Origin of the sequence: Rudaea sp. (assembly GCF_047601565.1) — a bacterium.
GTDB lineage: Bacteria > Pseudomonadota > Gammaproteobacteria > Xanthomonadales > Rhodanobacteraceae > Rudaea.
The window spans coordinates 566,384-582,707 of record NZ_JASGIY010000001.1 but is presented as its reverse complement, the minus strand read 5'-3'; the positions used below and the strand labels follow the sequence as shown (position 1 = coordinate 582,707).

At 66.9% G+C, this 16,324-nt stretch carries 14 protein-coding genes and 3 pseudogenes; 8 read left to right on the top strand and 9 right to left on the bottom strand.

Translation table 11 applies throughout. The features are described 5' to 3' along the window. Window positions 1–93: 93 nt before the first annotated feature. Window positions 94–330: a hypothetical protein gene (locus QM741_RS02465; protein WP_415206161.1), complete on the bottom strand. Its 237-nt coding sequence runs from the start codon at window positions 328–330 to the stop codon at window positions 94–96. Between QM741_RS02465 and QM741_RS02460 the strand changes: the two are divergent. Continuing rightward, window positions 214–504 (top strand): annotated as a pseudogene (locus QM741_RS02460) (RNA polymerase sigma factor); the annotation flags it as partial. The gene QM741_RS02465 and the pseudogene QM741_RS02460 overlap by 117 nt on opposite strands. A gap of 82 nt (window positions 505–586) precedes the next feature. Here QM741_RS02460 and QM741_RS02455 read toward each other — a convergent pair. After that, a pseudogene (locus tag QM741_RS02455) lies at window positions 587–1,225 on the bottom strand (M1 family aminopeptidase); the annotation flags it as partial. A 49-nt stretch (window positions 1,226–1,274) separates the two neighbouring features. On the opposite strand from QM741_RS02455, the gene QM741_RS02450 reads away from it, so the two are divergent. Together QM741_RS02450 and QM741_RS02445 are read left to right on the top strand one after the other, a co-directional pair. Beyond that, window positions 1,275–1,562 carry a type II toxin-antitoxin system mRNA interferase toxin, RelE/StbE family gene (locus QM741_RS02450; RefSeq protein WP_415206160.1) on the top strand — a complete coding sequence of 96 codons (288 nt, stop codon included), beginning with the start codon at window positions 1,275–1,277 and terminating at the stop codon, window positions 1,560–1,562. Then, window positions 1,559–1,813 carry a helix-turn-helix domain-containing protein gene (locus tag QM741_RS02445; protein ID WP_415206159.1) on the top strand — a complete coding sequence of 85 codons (255 nt, stop codon included), beginning with the start codon at window positions 1,559–1,561 and terminating at the stop codon, window positions 1,811–1,813. Before QM741_RS02450 ends, QM741_RS02445 begins: the two co-directional genes overlap by 4 nt. Window positions 1,814–1,835: 22 nt before the next feature. Here QM741_RS02445 and QM741_RS02440 read toward each other — a convergent pair whose 3' ends face one another. The 3 genes from QM741_RS02440 to QM741_RS02430 form a co-directional block, all read right to left on the bottom strand. Next, window positions 1,836–2,738, bottom strand: coding sequence for a nucleotidyl transferase AbiEii/AbiGii toxin family protein (locus tag QM741_RS02440; protein ID WP_415206158.1), 903 nt, complete (start codon window positions 2,736–2,738; stop codon window positions 1,836–1,838). 4 nt (window positions 2,739–2,742) lie between these two features. Then, the gene (locus QM741_RS02435; RefSeq protein WP_415209065.1) at window positions 2,743–3,300 is read right to left on the bottom strand and encodes a type IV toxin-antitoxin system AbiEi family antitoxin domain-containing protein; all 558 of its coding nucleotides are present in this window, start codon (window positions 3,298–3,300) and stop codon (window positions 2,743–2,745) included. Between the two features lie 510 nt (window positions 3,301–3,810). Beyond that, the gene (locus QM741_RS02430) at window positions 3,811–5,097 is read right to left on the bottom strand and encodes a Rieske 2Fe-2S domain-containing protein (protein ID WP_415206157.1); all 1,287 of its coding nucleotides are present in this window, start codon (window positions 5,095–5,097) and stop codon (window positions 3,811–3,813) included. 233 nt (window positions 5,098–5,330) lie between these two features. On the opposite strand from QM741_RS02430, the gene QM741_RS02425 reads away from it, so the two are divergent. Both QM741_RS02425 and QM741_RS02420 read left to right on the top strand, forming a co-directional pair. After that, the gene (locus QM741_RS02425; protein WP_415206156.1) at window positions 5,331–6,530 is read left to right on the top strand and encodes a CobW family GTP-binding protein; all 1,200 of its coding nucleotides are present in this window, start codon (window positions 5,331–5,333) and stop codon (window positions 6,528–6,530) included. Window positions 6,531–6,569: 39 nt separating this feature from the next. Beyond that, on the top strand, window positions 6,570–7,358 hold the full coding sequence (locus QM741_RS02420; protein WP_415206155.1) for a FadR/GntR family transcriptional regulator: 789 nt from the start codon (window positions 6,570–6,572) through the stop codon (window positions 7,356–7,358). A gap of 34 nt (window positions 7,359–7,392) precedes the next feature. Here QM741_RS02420 and QM741_RS02415 read toward each other — a convergent pair whose 3' ends face one another. The 4 genes from QM741_RS02415 to QM741_RS02400 are packed head-to-tail and all read right to left on the bottom strand — an operon-like array spanning window position 7,393 to window position 10,552. Then, window positions 7,393–8,070, bottom strand: coding sequence for a 4-carboxy-4-hydroxy-2-oxoadipate aldolase/oxaloacetate decarboxylase (locus tag QM741_RS02415; RefSeq protein WP_415206154.1), 678 nt, complete (start codon window positions 8,068–8,070; stop codon window positions 7,393–7,395). 14 nt (window positions 8,071–8,084) lie between these two features. Beyond that, complete coding sequence (locus tag QM741_RS02410; protein ID WP_415206153.1) at window positions 8,085–8,750, bottom strand: RraA family protein; 666 nt, start codon at window positions 8,748–8,750, stop codon at window positions 8,085–8,087. A 60-nt stretch (window positions 8,751–8,810) separates the two neighbouring features. Beyond that, window positions 8,811–9,503, bottom strand: a complete 693-nt coding sequence (locus QM741_RS02405) for an RraA family protein (protein ID WP_415206152.1) — start codon at window positions 9,501–9,503, stop codon at window positions 8,811–8,813. Between the two features lie 20 nt (window positions 9,504–9,523). After that, window positions 9,524–10,552: a hypothetical protein gene (locus QM741_RS02400; RefSeq protein WP_415206151.1), complete on the bottom strand. Its 1,029-nt coding sequence runs from the start codon at window positions 10,550–10,552 to the stop codon at window positions 9,524–9,526. A gap of 275 nt (window positions 10,553–10,827) precedes the next feature. On the opposite strand from QM741_RS02400, the gene QM741_RS02395 reads away from it, so the two are divergent. The 3 genes and pseudogenes from QM741_RS02395 (at window position 10,828) to QM741_RS02385 (ending at window position 16,299) form a co-directional block, all read left to right on the top strand. Then, entirely contained in the window at window positions 10,828–12,198 is a 1,371-nt protein-coding gene (locus tag QM741_RS02395; protein WP_415206150.1) for an MFS transporter, read from the top strand. 81 nt (window positions 12,199–12,279) lie between these two features. Beyond that, window positions 12,280–14,729, top strand: a pseudogene (locus QM741_RS02390) (TonB-dependent receptor plug domain-containing protein). A gap of 55 nt (window positions 14,730–14,784) precedes the next feature. Then, on the top strand, window positions 14,785–16,299 hold the full coding sequence (locus QM741_RS02385; RefSeq protein WP_415206149.1) for an amidohydrolase family protein: 1,515 nt from the start codon (window positions 14,785–14,787) through the stop codon (window positions 16,297–16,299). Window positions 16,300–16,324: the final 25 nt, after the last annotated feature.

The window sequence follows — 16,324 nt, the reverse complement described above, 5'->3', positions numbered from 1 at the left end:
CCCACGGGCAGAGTGCCCACCGTCCGAAAAATATTTCCGCGCGGACGGTAACCGATTGCGCCGAAAACGCTCTTCTACTCTTAGGCGCCAATTTCAATCGGGAGTGCGGTGTTGCGGGCCGAGGATCCTCAATCGCTGGTGGCGGACCTCCTCGTCTCGCACGGAGACCAGCTCCGGCGGTTTCTCGTCGCCCGCGTGCGCAACGCGGGCGACCTGCCCGACCTCGTCCAGGAAGTCTACTTGCGCATGCTCCGCGTCCCGAACATCGAGTCCATCCGTTCGCCCGAGGCGTATCTTTTCACCGTGGCAAAACACGTCGTCCAGCAGCACGTCCTGCGCCAGACCGCGGCGCCGCCGTCGGTCGAGCTGACCCAGATGCTCGACCTGCCGCCGGCCCCGCCCGACGTCGATCCCGTCCTCGCCACCGACGCCGCGCAGTGCGTCGAGCATCTGCAGAGCGCCCTGGAGGAACTCCCGCCCAAGCTTCGCGCCACCTTCCTGCTCCACCGCCGCGACGGCCTTTCGATCGACGACATCGGCCTGCGGCTGCTTGGCCATCGCCGGTTTGGCCAACGCCGCCGAGCCGCCACGTTTCGACGGGGATGCGGATTTCCTGCGTGCCGCCGCCGGCGAACTCGACGCGCAGCGTGGCCGGCATCACGAGCTTGCGTTTGCTCGTCAGCGTCACGTTCACGCCCTTGGCCGGGTTCTTGTCCACGTACTCGGCGGCGGCGATGCCCATGTCGAGCTGCCAGTTGTTGAGGTACCAGCCGCGCCACCACCACGACAGGTCTTCGCCGGCCTCGCCGCTCATCAGGCGGAAGAAGTCCGACGGCGAGGGATGGCGGTAGGCCCAGGTGGCGATGTATTTGCGGAACGCGGGATCGAAGCGCTCGGGGCCGAGGATCTGCTCGCGCAGCAGGATCAGGCCGAGCGCGGCCTTGAAGTAGAGCACGGCGTGGCGGTACTTCTCGGAAACGGAATCGGCCGGCGCCATCAGCGTGGGCGCCTGCGGGTCGGCGAGCACGGGCAGGATCTCGTCGACCGGGTTGCCGCCCTTGGGCGCGTATTCGGAATCGCGCTTGGGCGCGTACTCGCCGTGGTTGAACGCGTCGGAGGCGTAGACGTCGATGAAGGTGTTGAAGCCTTCGTCCATGAACGCGAAGCGGCGCTCGTTGCTGCCGACGATCATCGGGAACCAGGTGTGGCCGATCTCGTGCGCGCTTCTTCTCCCAGAGCTTGACAGTACATGTTTATACTGGGCACAATATGGCATGTGGCGCATCGAAGAACACCGCACTGTCGACAAAGAACTTTCGTCTGGCCGTGTTCCCGTGGAAATCCTGAAGCGCTACGAGAAATGGAAGGACATCGCCATGCTTTCCGGCCCGGTCGGCCTGCGCGCCATCAAAGGCTTTCACGATGAGGCGCTATCGGGTGATTGGAAAGGCTTTCGCTCCTCGCGGCTCAATCAGCAATGGCGAGTCATTTACGGCATCGTCGCGGACGCTTTCCTCGTCCGCGTTGTGCGCGTAACACCTCACGACTATCGAAAGCCATGACTATGCGCAATTTCATCCCTGCAAAAAAACGTGTCGACGTGTCGCCCGGCGAATCCGTGCGCATCATCCGCGAGCTTCAGGGTCTCAGTCAAAGCCAACTCGCTGGGATCTGCGGTATTCCTCAAACCACCATCTCCGGCATCGAAACGGGCCGCATCAATCTTGGCGTCGAACGTGCCAAGACGCTGGCCGGTGCGTTGCGCTGCCATCCTGCCGTGCTGGTGTTCCCCGGCTGGCAAATTGCTGCCTGACTACTCTGAGCCTTAAGGTCAGCTACATCTCCGTTGCTTCGCGAATCCATCCCAAGCCTGGCTTCCAGCGCCAGTCATCTTCCGTTCCATCAATCAGAGGTAGCAGAAATCGCTCCAAGTCCGCGACCACTGTCGCCAGTTGCTCGGGCGCTGCCGCCATCCGCTCGCGGGTGAGGAAGGTACGCCATTGGCCGCTCCACGTTTCGACATACGCTTCGCTGAGTCCGGTCGGCTTTTCCTGCGGCAGCGCGGTCTCGCGCCGCGCGAAGGTCCGGCGGACGGCCGCGCTCAGCGATGCCCTCTCCAGTTCGAACGTCTCGGCGATCCACCACAGGTCGTAGTAGTCCTTCAGCCGGCTGTTGGTGATGCCGCGGATCGCAAGCGCATGGAACTTTTCGGCAACTACCGTCTCGACCGGATAGGCGCGCAAGTGCGGTGCCGGCGCATCGAGCAGCACGGGATAGTCGATTTCGATGGGGCCGGGAGTGATGGCGTCGCCAAAGCCGACATCGACCTGGATCGGGATGCGGGCACCGGCGATCGCGGCCTGCATGCGTATCCGCACGCCGCCGTACTCGAACTCCTCGCGGATCGGTTCGGCTTCGAGTCCGCCGACATCGAAGATCACGCCGTCGTCGTCGACGGGCTGAGTGCAGATCGCGTGGAAGGTATCGCGGATAGCCGCGGGATGGTTCTCGCCGTAGCCGAGCAAGTCGAGGTCTCGCGTTGGCCGAAACGGCGCTTCGACCCAGGTCGCGAACAGCATTGCACCTTTGAGGACGAAGCGGTTGCGGTGTTCCGATCGGCTGAGTCGATACAGCAGCCTTTCGAGTGCATAGCGCATCAGCAGCACTTGATAGTCGGTGCGCTCGGCGCGCGATCGCTGCAGCAGTCGGGCACGCACCGAGGCGCCGACGTTCTTCAAGGGCTCACGTGTCATTGGCCACCGCTTCGACGTACGGTTTCATGGTTGGCCAGATACGCGCCTTCGTGGCGTAGCGCCACAGTTGGTCGCTCGTCGCCTTGCGCCGGCGCAGACTCTCGCGCAGCCCTTCCATCGCCACGTCGATGCCGACTTTGGCGCGATACCGGAAGCAATCGACGACGGTCCGCGCCGGGTCGGTGATCGCCACCGCCACGCCCTCGATGCGGTGGCGTTCGATGCCTTCGGTCAGCGCCGATCCGGTGAAGCGCACGAAGCGGATCGGCGGATAGTCGATCCGCGGGCGCCAGGCGGTGCGCTCGATCGCCATCCAGACGCTCGACGGCATTTGCAGGGTCAGCCCGTGAAACTGCAGCGCGGACACCAGGCAGACGACGCCCTTGGGTACGAGCACCGCCGCTTCGGCCAGCGTGCGGCGGGCATCGGCCGATTGATCGGCAAGCCGATAGAGCCCCCGGGCGGGACGCACGACGATCCCTTCCCGCACCAGGCGCGCGAGCGTTTCGGGGCCGATGTTGCGGGCGGCGAAGTCCTTCAGCCGCATCACGGAGCGGGCACCCAGGAGTTTGAGTGCCTGAGTGCGTTGGGTGCCTGTTGTCGTCAATGTGAGATTTCCTCTGCTATGAAGACAATATAGCAGAGGTTTCATCACATGCGGACAGCCCCCGAACCGCCGCGCTCTTTTTCAGCAAACTTCAGAGTCGGCGTGTTTTATCAATCAGAGTGCGGCCGATGAGCAGACGATCCCTTACGGCGTTGGGCAAGTGCGGCGATCATGGCCCGTGCTCAAAGATGAACTCCACACGAGATTGGGGAGAGGACAGCTTCTGCATGGCTCAGTGCATGGCATAGCTGTTGTTGTTGCGATCCGAATCGGGTAGCTTGTGGCCTTCGGCAAGGCGCACAGGGCGTTGGGCAACTCGTCTTCGATCTCCCGAAGACGAGAGGGGCCAAAGCGTTTCGCTCTTGCGTCGACGATTGAGCGAGCAATGCTCCAAGCCGCGCCGCGAAGCGGCGGCACGGATGATTTGCGGGCGGTGCCCAGAGGCGGGCTTCAGAGGTCGACCAGGTTGCCGTTGCTGTCGACGCCGACGCCCATCGCCGCGCGGTAGGCCTGCTTGACCTCCTCCGGCTGGCCGTACTGGAACGCGTAGTCCTTGAGATGGCGCGCGAAGATCGGGTGCGCCTTGAGCTGCTCGCGCGTGAGTCCGTCGGTGAACAGGTGGCGGTTGGCGACCGGCAGCGGCACGCAGACGTTCTTCTCCGGATCGCGCACGAGGCCCTTTGGGTCCTTGCCCTGGGCGACGGCGTCGATGTCGTCGAAGAACTGGCGGCGCATCATCGCGATGCCGCGGTCGCTGCCGCCGAGGTTTTCCTGGGTGCGGTCGGCGATGCGGCCCTGGCCGACCCAGGCGACGAAGTCCTGGTTCATGACGTGGCTGGTGATCCAGCGGCCAGTCGCTTCGTCCTTGACCGGGGCGCGCCAGGTCGGCACGCGCTCCTGCACGAACGGCTCGCGCTCGCGCGGCACGCGGGTGAACGCCCAGGTGATGCTGAGCGTGTTCTCCTCGTCGATCGGCACGCGCCACTCGAAATGGTCGCCGAGGCAGAACACGTTGGGCCACAGCGCGAGGCGTCCCGTCGTCCACAGCGGATGGGTCTCGTCGGTGTCCTTGCGGATGCGCTTGTAGATCAGGCCGTACTCGAATTCCTCGAAGTTCAGGCGCGTGTGCGTGGGCGCGTAGGGCCCGGTCTTGCCGCGCAGGCGCATGCTCCAGTTCGAGTGCATCCATTCGAAGTGCACCGGGTCGATCGAGTTTTCCTGGCACTGGAACCAGTTGCACGGCACTTCGGAGATGACGACCTGGCAGAACCCGTTCTTCCAGGTGAACGGCTCCCAGTTCGGCACGAGCGGCGCCGGCTGCGGGCCGAGGTAGGCCCACACCATGCCGGCGTGCACCTGCACCGGGTACGACTTGATCTTGATGCGGTCCTTGAGCTTGGCCTGCGGGTTGGCGATGTCCTCGTAGGGCTGTTCGAGGCACTTGCCGTCCTTGTCGTAGAGCCAGCCGTGGTAGTTGCAGCGCAGGCCGCATTCCTCGACGAAGCCGTAGGAGAGGTCGGCGCGGCGGTGCGGGCATTGGCGGTCGACGAGACCGAAATTGCCCGACAGGTCCTTGTACAGCACCAGGTCCTCGCCGAGCAGGCGCAGCGCGCGCACCGGCATCTTGTCGAACTCGGATTCGCCCGCGACGGGATGCCAGTAGCGGCGCAGCAGGTCGCCCATCGGCGTTCCCGGCGATACCTGGGTCAACAGGGTGTTCTTTGCCTCGGCGAGCATGGGCCCCCACTCCTTAGTCGAGTTTGTTCGATTTTAATCGGATTTATATCACGCATACTGTATGTGATATTGACGATTGTCAAGATGGCCGCAGGTTTACGCGCGCATTGCGGGGGCGGGGCGCCGCGGCCGGTTGACGTTTTCCGATGTCGGACATACTGTATGCGTATTATACGGGCATGCGGCCCGTTGCGCCGCCCGCCTTTCCCCGCATGGAATTTCCCGATCCGAGCATGTCTTCCGCCGTGAATCCCGCCGGCTGCGACGCCCGCGCCGACGCCGCGCCGAGGCTGCCGGTGATCCTGCTGAGCGGCTTTCTCGGCAGCGGCAAGACCACGCTGCTGTCGCGCCTGCTGCGCCACGAGCGCCTGCGCGACACCGCGGTCGTCATCAACGAGTTCGGCGAGATCGCGCTCGACCATCTGCTCGTCGCGGCGGTCGATGCGCAGACCGTGCTGCTCGACGGCGGCTGCGTCTGCTGCGCGGTGCGCGACGATCTCGCCGAGACGCTGCACGCGCTGCACGCGCGCCGCGCGGAAGGCGGCGTGCCCGCGTTCGGCCGCGTCGTGATCGAGACGAGCGGGCTGGCCGACCCGACCGCGATCGCCGCGCTGCTGCTGCGCGACGCGGCGCTGGCCAGGCGCTTCGCGCTCGACGCGGTGATCGTCACCGTCGACGCCGTGCACGCGCAGGGCCAGCTCGACACGCAGCCCGAGGCGGTGCGCCAGGTCCTGCTCGCCGACCGCCTGCTGCTGACCAAGACCGACCTCGTCGGCGAGGACGACTACTGGAAGCTCGTCGCGCGCCTGCACGCGCTCAATCCCGCGGCCGCGCGGCTCAATTGCGTGCGCGGCGAGATCGATCCGGACGAACTGATCGGCGCGGGCGCTCGCGCGTCCGCCGAAACGCCGGCGCAAGTGGCGAGATGGCATGCGCCGTCCGCCGCCGCGCACGCGGCGTGCGGGCACGATCATGCCCATGGCGGCGCGGCGGATTGCGCGCCCGCGCCGCACGAGGCCGGCGCCGATGCCGCGCACGGCCGCGGCGTCCGCGCGCACTGCCTGCGCATCGACGAGCCGTTCGACTGGGACGTGCTGAGCAGTTGGCTCGGCAGCGTCGCCTTCCATCACGGCGACCGGCTGCTGCGGCTCAAGGCGATCGTGAACGTGCGCGGCGAGGACGCGCCCGTGGTCATGCACGGCGTGCAGCGCTGGCTGCACGAGGCCGAATCGCTGCCGGCATGGCCCGACGCGGAGCGCAGCTCGCGCTTCGTCTTCATCGTGCGCGATCTGCCGCGCGCGGCGCTGACCGACGCGCTAGCCGCGGCGCGGCGCGATGGGCGAAATGACGCGGGTGCCGCGATGTGCATTGCCGATCCGGGCGATTTGGCTAAAAATGGACGCATCGCGATTGCCGGCTCCGCCCCTGCCTAGGGGGCGGCGGCGTGCCAACCGCACTTGTCAGGAGACGATATGCAGCGCAAGAAAAGCGAAACGCCGGTGTGGAAGCTGGGCCGTTCCGAATCGACCGCGATCCGCGTCGAACGGCAGATCAAGGAAGCGCTGCTCGACGGGCATTTCGTCGCCGGCGACTTTCTCGGTTCGGAAAACGACCTGACCGCGCAGTTCGGCGTCAGCCGCCTGCCGATCCGCGAGGCGCTCGGGCGCCTGGAGGCGCTCGGCGTCGTCGACATCCGCACCGGCGCGGGCGGCGGCGCGCGCATCGCCCAGGGCAATCCGGAACGCTTCTCCGAAGCGCTCGCGATCCAGCTCAAGCTGATCGGCGTGCGCGAGGAGGAGATCTTCGACGCGCTGCTCACGGTCGAGACGGCGGTCGCCGCGTTCGCCGCGCAGGCGGCGACGGAGACCGATCTCGCCGCGCTGGAAGCGGCGCTGGAGAAGGCCGAGGCGCTCGTCGACACGCAGGACGAGTTCACCCAGGCGTCGATGCAGTTCCGCAACGCGGTCGCGCATGCCGCGCACAATCACTTCCTCGAAGCGATGATGCAGGCGGTCGTGCACGTGCTCTACCGTTCGCTGTCGCCGTACACGACGAGCGCGGTGGCGAAAAGCGTGATCGGCCGCCATCGCGCGCTGTTCGACGCGATCCGCGACCACGACGCCGACGCGGCGCGCGACATCGTCGCCCAGAACACGCAGCTGCTGCGCAGGAAATACCTCGCCGCGCGCGACGCGGCGGCCAAGGCGGCGGCGAAGCCGGCCAAGGCCGCGAAGCGCGCGGTGGCTGCGCGCAATCGCTGACGTTTTGCAGGGGCGCGATGAATCGCGCCCGGCCTTATCGGTTCCAGCCGTAGATGTCGAGCGAGGCCTCGCCCGCTTCGAGGCGGCGGATAATGTCCTGTTCCTTGGCTTCGCGCTCGTGCGCTGCGGCGACGATCTCGCCGATGCGCGCGCGCGGCAGTGCGACGACGCCGTCGGTGTCGCCGACGATCAGGTCGCCCGGCTGCACGATCACGTCGTCGAGCATCAGCGGGTAATTGATCCAGCCGCGCGCGGCGAAGTCCTTGCCGGTGCCGCGGATGCACAGGCCGCGCGCGAACACCGGGAAGCCGAACTGCTCGAGGATCGCGCCGTCGCGCACGCAGCCGTCGATGACGAGGCCGCCGAGCTTGCGCACGCGGCCCATCGTCGACATGACCTCGCCCCAGTAGCCGGCGTCGTAGTGGCCGTTGACGCCGACCACGAGCACGTCGCCGGGTTGCGCGACGACGAGCGCGCGGTGCAGCCAGAGATTGTCCGCGGGCGGCGACTGCACGGTCAGCGCCGGTCCGCAGATCTTGAACGACGGCGCGACCGGCTTGATCGCCGCGGGCAGCGCGCCGATCTTGCCGGCGGCTTCGTGCAGCGTGGCGACGGGGATGTCGGCGGCCGCGGCGACGAGATCGGCGGACGGGCGTTCGATGTCGGCGCGCACGGTCGGCAGGTCGAGGAACGGATAGCGGTTGGCGGTCATCGTCTCGGCTCCGTTCAGCGGCGGCGCGTCTGCAATTGGTGGTAGCCGAGTTCGCGCCGCGCCTCGTCGAGGCGCTTGCCGTCGCGCACGGCGTCGCGGATGTGCATCTCGGCCGCATGGATTTCTTCGGCGGCGTTGAGCACGGCTTCTTCGTGCGCCGCCGGAATCACGATGACGCCGTCGGTGTCGCCGCGCAGGATGTCGCCGGGCTGCACGCGCGCCCGGCCGATGTTGACCGTGACCTGCACCGCTTCGACCTGCACGCGGTCCTTGCCGGTGCGCATCCAGTGGTCGCGGCTGAACAGCGGGTATTTCAACTGCAGCGCGAGGGCGACGTCGCGGCAGATGCCGTCGATCACGGTGCCGCCGATCTTCCGCCGGTGCGCGATCTCGGTGAGGATGTCGCCCCATACCGTGCAGTCCTCGCGGCCGTCGTTGTCGAGCACGAGGATCGTGCCGGGCGCGATGTCGTCGATGTAGTCGCCGACCGTGCCGGGCGGCGTCGAGGCCGGGCCGTACTTGATCGTGTAGGCGCGGCCGGCGAGGTGCATAGCCGGATCGCGGCCCTTGATGCGGTGGCACTGCCCGAGGACGCCGAGGCGGTCGAGCGCATCGCTCAAGGTGGCGGTGTCGAGCGCGGCGGCGCGTGCGACGTTCTTGTCGGTGCTGGTTTCAGTCATGAGGGTCTCCGAAGAAAAGTGCGCGCCGCCGGAGGAGGGGAGTGGGGCGCGCGAAACGGGTCAATGCGCGCCTTGTGCGGCGGGGTCGCGCAGCATGTTTTCGTAGTTCGCGCCCATCACTTCGGTGACGGGCTTGCCGGCCTGCAGGGCCTTGGCCATCGCTGCTTCGCGTGCGGCGATCTGCTCGGCGGCGGCGAGCACGCGCTCGATGTCGGCGGCGGCGGCGAAGACGACGGCGCTGTTGTCGGCGATCACGTAGTCGCCCGGCGCCACGGCCTGCTCGCGGATCGTGACCGGCACGTTGGTGCCGGCTTCGGCGACGCGGCCGCGCGCGGTGCGCGCGGTCAGCGCCGCGCAGAACACCGGCAGGTCGTACTGGCGCGCTTCGTCGATGTCGCGCACCGGGCCGTCGGCGATCACGCCAGCGATGCCGCGCAGCTTCGCCGCGAGCGAGAGGATGCCGCCCCAGCTGCCGGCCTCGATGCCGGTGCGCTGCTCGACGACGATCACGTCGTCCGGCCCCGCGGCTTCGACCGCGGTCGTGCCGAGATGGCGCGGCGGGCCGGCGACGGCGGGCGCTTCGCCGGCCTTCACCAGCTTCACCGTGACGACGCGGCCGGCGATGCGGCGCGCCGAGGAACGCTGCGGCAGGCCGCTCACGGCGCCGGCGAGGCCGAGCTTGTCGAGCGCGTCGGAGACGGCGCAGGCGTCGAGCTTGCGCAGGCGTTCGACCAAATCGTGTGTCGTGCTCATGGATGGGTCTCTGGTAAAATTCAGGAGCGGGCCGGCGACCACGAAGCGAACGCCATCGCGTTGCCGGTGCCCGCTTCGGTGCGGTAGCACGGCACGTAGTCGATCAGCTCCATCTTCCAGCCGAGATCGCGCATCAGCGCGGCGAGCGGATACCAGCTCTTGATCTCGGCGGTGTTGCCGTTGAAATAGCTCTCGGGCTCCGCGGCCAGCGCGGCTTCGTCGTGCGCGGCCATCGCGTCGAGCATGCGCTTGTCGAGCGCTTCGTCGATGACGAAATGGGTCATGCCGCCCGAGGCGAGCACGCCGACGCGCAGGTCGCCCGGCAGTTTGTCGATCGCGTGGCGCAGCGCGTGGCCGAAGGCGAGGCTGCGCGCCGCACGGATGCGGTTCGGCGCGACGCCGACGTTGAGGAAGACCGGCACGCTCGGCGGCGGCGCGTCGCGCATGATGCGGCGGTAGAGGAAGCCGAACGCGTGCGGGATGCCGTGCTGGCGGTCCGCGCCGCCGGGCAGGCGCGCGGAGCGCGCGACGTCGAAGTTCGCGTCGGCGAGCGCGTTGACGAGCGCGTCGGCGATTGCGGGCGCGCCCGGATAGACGGCGCCGTCGGGCGGGCAGTGGCCTTCCTCGGCGATCGCGACGCCGGGCGGCAGGCGCGCGACCTGCGCCTCGTTGAGCGGAATGTTCTCGATGCGCTCGCCGGCGTAGATCGTCAGCATCGGCGTGAGGTCGTCCTGGAACACCTCGCGCTGGTCGTTGCCGAGCAGGATGACGAGATCGGGCTTGGCCTGCGCGAAGCGTTCGGCGAGTTCGTCGAGCGCGCGCTGGCAGGCGGCGTGGCGCGCCGCCTTTTCCGCGTCGGCGATCGCCGCGGTGAACACGGCGACGTCTTCGCCGCGCTTGGCGAGCAGCGCGTCGTAGGCCAGCGCTTCGCCGCGGAACCAGTGCTGCGGGTTCTTGCGGTCCGCGCCGGCGCGCAGATGCCACATGTCGGGCGGCGTCGCCAGCATCGGGCCGTGCGAGCAGGCCAGGGCGCATACGAGTTTTGCCATCGTTCCCTCCACTCGCAGCACGCGGGCTGCGCGATTGCGCCGCATCGCGCGGTCGGCGCGTGCGGATCGACAAACAGAATAACAGTATGCGTGTTATATGTCGCGGGTTTTTTCATGTCAACAACGACAAGTATTGACAAATCGCATATTGTATGCGCGTTATATGCGCTATCGGCCCGCAGCCTGCCCGCGTGAAATCGACGGGCGGGCGCCGGCCGGTTCGCGGCCCAAAAAAACACTGCGCGCCCTTGCGGGGGCGCGCGCGGGAGGACAATTTGAACCAGCCAAACAACGCCACGCTGTCGCAGATCCACGTTGCGCCGGCGCACGCCGAAGACTCGAAGGTCGCGCGCAGCGAGGTTCCGGCCGGCGCCTGGTTCATGCTCGTGGTGCTCACCGCGATCTTCGTGTTGTCCTTCATCGACCGCTCGTCGCTTTCGCTCGTGGTGAAGCCGATCAAGCAGCAGTTCGGCGTCAGCGATTTCCAGATGAGCCTGCTGCTCGGCGCGTCGTTCGTGCTGTTCTACAGCACGGTCAGCATCCCGGCGGGCTATCTCGTCGACCGGCTCAGCCGGCGCGGCGTCATCGGCTGGGCGGTGTTCGCCTGGTCGGCGATGACGGTGCTCTGCGGGCTGGCTAAGAACTACGCGCAGCTCTTCGTCTGCCGCGCCGGCATCGGCATCGGCGAGGCGGCGCTGCAGCCGGCCGCGTATTCGATGATCCGCGATGCGTTCCCGCCCGACCGGCGCGGCCGCGCGTTCGGCATCTACCAGATGGGGCCGATGGTCGGCGTCGGCTTTTCGCTGTTCGTCGGCGGCTGGCTGCTCAAGCTTTCCGAGGGCGGCGCGATTTCGGGCGTGCCCTGGCTCGGATCGTTGCAGCCGTGGCAATTCGTCGTCGTCGTTCCGGGGCTGGTCGGCCTGCCGCTCGCGGCCCTGATGCTCGCGCTGCGCGAGCCCGCGCGCGTGAGCGCGAAACAGGGCGCGGCCGGCGGCTGGGCCGCGTATCGCGAGGCGCTTCGCTACGTCGGCCGCGAGTGGCGCCTGTACGCGCCGCTGTGGGCCGCCGCGACGCTGTACGCGATGGCCATTTCCGGATTCAACGCCTGGGCGCCGACCGTCGTCGCGCAGACCTGGCAGGTGCCGCTGTCGAACGTCGGCCGCACGCTCGGGCCGTTGATGATGGTGGCGGTGCCGCTGGGCCTGTTCATTTTCGGCCTCGTCATGGATCGCCTCTCGAAGAAGGGCCGCCGCGCCGCGCCACTCGAAGTCGCGATGAAGGCGGTCGTCGTGGCGTGCATCGCGACGATCGGGATGGGCTTCGTCGGCACTCCGTTCGCCGCCGCGGTGCTGTACCTCTTCCACGCCTTTTTCGCCAGCCCGGTGCCTTCGTCGGCCGGCGCGACGATGGCGCAGATCACGCCCGGCCGCCTGATGGGCCGCCTCACCTCGGTGTTCTTCCTCGTGCAGAACCTGCTCGGCCTCGCGCTCGGGCCGACGATGGCGACGCTGCTCGCGCGCCTCTATGGCGACGATCCGCAAGCGCTGCGCTACGGCATCGTCACCTTGTATTGCCTGTGCACCGGCATCGCCGCGTTCATGTACGCGATCACGGCGCGCCGCGTGCGCAATCGGAGTTTTGAGTAGCCGGCGACGGGAGCGTCGCGACCTTTTCCTTCACCCATTTCCATCCGTCAGCACTGCCCAGCTATTTGGAGATCAGAAAACATGTCGAGCCGTTTGCGTTGTGCCCCGAATCTGTTGGCCGCATTCATCGCCGTCTGCATTCCGCTCATGGCGGTTGCGGACGAACCCCAGGCAGGCACGGACGCCCCTGCGAATTCCAAGTCGGAGCAGCAGACTCTCAACGCCGTGATCGTGACCGGCACGCGCTCCACGAACCGCACCGAGACCGAGTCGCTGTCGCCGATCGACGTGCTCAGCCCGAAAGACCTGTCCTCCACAGGCTACAGCGACCTGGGCACCGCGCTGAACTCGCTGCTGCCGTCGCTCGATTTCCCGCGCCCGGCGATCAACGACGGCAACGATGCCGTGCGCCCGGCGATCCTGCGCGGCCTGTCGCCGGATCAGGTGCTCGTGCTCGTCGACGGCAAGCGCTACCACGTCACCCCGCTGATCAACTACAACGCGGGCCCGGGCTACGGCTCGTCACCCGTGGATTCTGAATTCGATTCCGCTCTCGGCGATCGACCACATCGAAGTGCTGCGCGATGGCGCCTCGGCGCAGTACGGCTCCGATGCGATCGCCGGCGTGATCAACGTCGTGCTCAAGCACGGCGCGCGCGAAGGCAGCAACGACGTCACGATCAACGGCGGCAAGACCAGCAAGGGCGACGGCGCACAGAACGGCATCGCCGGTTCCTACGGCATGGCCTTCGGCGGCAAGGACGCCGACGGCAATGCGCCGGGCTGGGTGCGCCTGTCGCTCAACTACCAGAACGCGATGAGCACGAACCGCGCCGACAACCGCGACCGCTCGACGACCGTGCCGGGCGCGTTGCCGGACGGCGAATTCGGTTACCAGCGCTACGGCGATCCGGCGGTGAGGACCTACCAGGGCCTGATCAATTTCGGCTTCAAATTCTCGCCCGAGGTGGAGGCGTACGGCTATCTCACGATGAGCCGCCGCGACGTGACCTCGAACGGCATCTACCGCGCCCACGACTGGGGCTCCAACGTGCCCGCGCTGTACCCCAACGGCTACCTGCCGCAGATGTACACGCATCCTAACGACCTCAACGGCGTGGTCGGACTGCGCGGCACGACCGACGGCGGCTGGCACTGGGATGCGTCGTTCGACTACGGCAAGAGCCATCTCGTGTTCGACATGAATTCGCTCAACGTCAACATGTACTACTCGCTCGGCTATTCGCCGACGTACTTCTACGCGGGCACCTACGGCTATACCCAGCAGGTCGCCAACTTCGACATGTCGAAGGATTTCAACGTCGGCTTCCTGCCGAACGCAGTGACGTTCGCCTGGGGCGCGGAATTCCGCCGCGAGAGCTACACGATCGATGCCGGCGAGCCGGCCTCGTACTACTACGATCCGAACGCGCAGGGCGCCGGCGGCACGCAGGCGTGGCCGGGCATCCAGCCGGCTTCCGCGGGCGATTGGAGCCGCCACAGCGGCGCGCTCTACGCCGACTTCGAAACCGACGTGAGCGATCGTCTGTCCGCCGGCTTCGCCGCGCGCTACGAGGACTACAACGACGCGGGCTCGGCGATCGCCGGCAAGCTGTCCGCACGCTTCAAGCTGACCGACACGCTCGCGCTGCGCGGCACGATCTCGAACGGCTTCCGCGCGCCGTCGCTGCCGCAGGAGTTCTACACTTCGGTCACTTCGATCGTGCAGAACCACGCGCTCGCCTACGTCGGAACGTTCCCGGCGACCAGCGCCGTTGCCCGGTCGCTCGGCGCGAGCCCGCTCGAGCCCGAGAAATCGACCAACTTCGGCATCGGCCTGACCTGGAATCCGTCAGAGAATTTCACCTCGACGCTGGACGCCTACCAGATACGCATCGGCAACCGCATCCTGTACTCGGACAGCATTCCGGTCGAAGACGAGAGTCGCGGCATCAGCGGCGCGCAATACTTCTTCAACGGCGCCACCACGCGCACGCGCGGCGTGGATTGGACCAGCGCCTACAACATGGACCTCGGCGACGCCGGCGAGCTGAAGCTCACGCTCAGCGCGAACTGGAATTCGACCAAGTTCCTCTCGCTGACGCCACCGACCTACGTCTCCGACGGCGTGCTCGTCTCGACCTACGGCCGCAACGATCAGGGCAATCTCACCGATGCCACGCCGCGCACGAAATACATCCTCGGCGGCGACTGGCTGATCCGCGGCTTCGACTTCCACGCCAACCTGACGCGCTACGGTTCGGTGGCGGATTCTGATCAACGCCGGCGAGGACGGCGCCGACCAGACGTTCGCAGCGCGTTGGCTGCTCAACGTCTCGGCGAGCTATAAGTGGAACGACGCATGGACGTTCACGCTCGGCGCGGACAACCTGACCAACGTCTATCCGCAACGCGCCGCCGACTCGAACCCGCACGAACTGGGCCCGATCTTCGGCATGCCGTACTCGCCGATCTCGCCGTTCGGTTTCAACGGCCGCTACATGTACGCCAAGGTGGATTTCCGTTTCTGATCCGAGGCGGCGAACTGCCCTCTTCGATCGCAAGGGCTGGAAAAATGGAGGTCGGATGATTCGCGAAAAATATCGGCGGTGTTCGCCGCCGCTGGGCGTGCGCCGCCTCGAGAAAGCGGTACTTGGTCTGACGACCTTCGTTTCGCTGCTTGCGCTTGGCTGCCCTGTGCGCGCGGCGGGGCCGGAGGCAGCGGACATTCTCGTCACCGGCGGCACGGTCATCACCATGGATGCGGGTCGCCGCGTGATCGACGATGGGGCGGTGGCGATCGTCAAGGACCGGATTGTCGCCGTCGGAACGAGCGCCGAGTTGAAGACGCGCTTCCGCCCGTGCGAGGTGATCGACGCGCATCGCAAGATCGTGATGCCCGGGCTGATCGACGGGCATGGGCACGCCGGTCACGAGATGATCAAGACGCTCGGCGCCGACACCGGCAAATGGGGCGGGATCGCCGAACGCGTATACGCGCATGCTTCGACCCCCGATTTCTGGAAAGCCGATGCGCAGCTCGCCGGCCTCGAGCGCCTGAAGTTCGGCGTCACCACGTCGGTGAATTTCTTCGGCGGCGGCGACGACGTCTATCGCGTGGATGATCCGAAATATGGCGACGCTTACCTAGACGCGATTAAGGACATCGGCGTGCGCTGGTATCTCGGCGTCGGGCCGCGCCGCGGCCCGTATCCCAGTTCGTTTACCGAATGGAACGGCGAGACGTCCAAAGACGCCCAAGTGTCGTTCGATCGGCAAATCGAGGTTTCCGGGGCGCTCATCCGCAAATGGAATGGCGCGGCGGACGACCGCGTGAAGATGGCGGCGGTGTTTCCGACGATCCGCCCGAAAGAGAATCTCGCTGGGGCCGCACTCGAGGAAGTGAAGCGCGAGGCCAAGACGGCGTGCGACTTGTCGAAGCGTGAACACGTGCTTTTTCTTCAGGACGGGCTTACGCGCGGCACCGTCCAGTACGCGAACGACGTGCTCGGTCTGCTAGGTCCGGACGTCGTCCTATCGCACGCGACCAACCTGACCGACGAGGAAATCAAGCTGGTCGCGTCGACCGGAACGCGCATCTCGCACAATCCCAGCGTGATCTTCTCGATGTACGGACGTTGCCCGGCGACCGAGCTGATCGACGCGGGAGCGATCATCATGCTCGGCTTTGACGGCGCTGGTCCCGACCGCAGCTTCGACATGTTCCGCCACATGTTCCAGGCCACGCGCTACCACCGCTTCTATTCCCACGACGCCAATGAGCTGCCCGCCGGCAAGGTGCTGGAAATGGCCACGATCGATGTGGCGCGCGCGCTGGGCATGGAGAGGGAGATCGGCTCGCTCGAGGCGGGCAAGAAGGCGGACGCCATCCTGGTGGACTGGTTCAAGCCGCATCTCATGCCGATGAACATGCCGGTGCATCGCCTCGTCTACTACGCCAACGGCGAGAACGTTTCGACGGTCCTCGTCGACGGGCGCGTGCTGATGCGCGACCGCCGCGTCCTGACGGTAAATGAGGAAAAGGTCCTCGACGCCGCGCAGCGCGAATCGGATCTCGCGGTGCGCCGCGCGGGAATATAGGACGCAACAGCGTTGCCCGACGGCT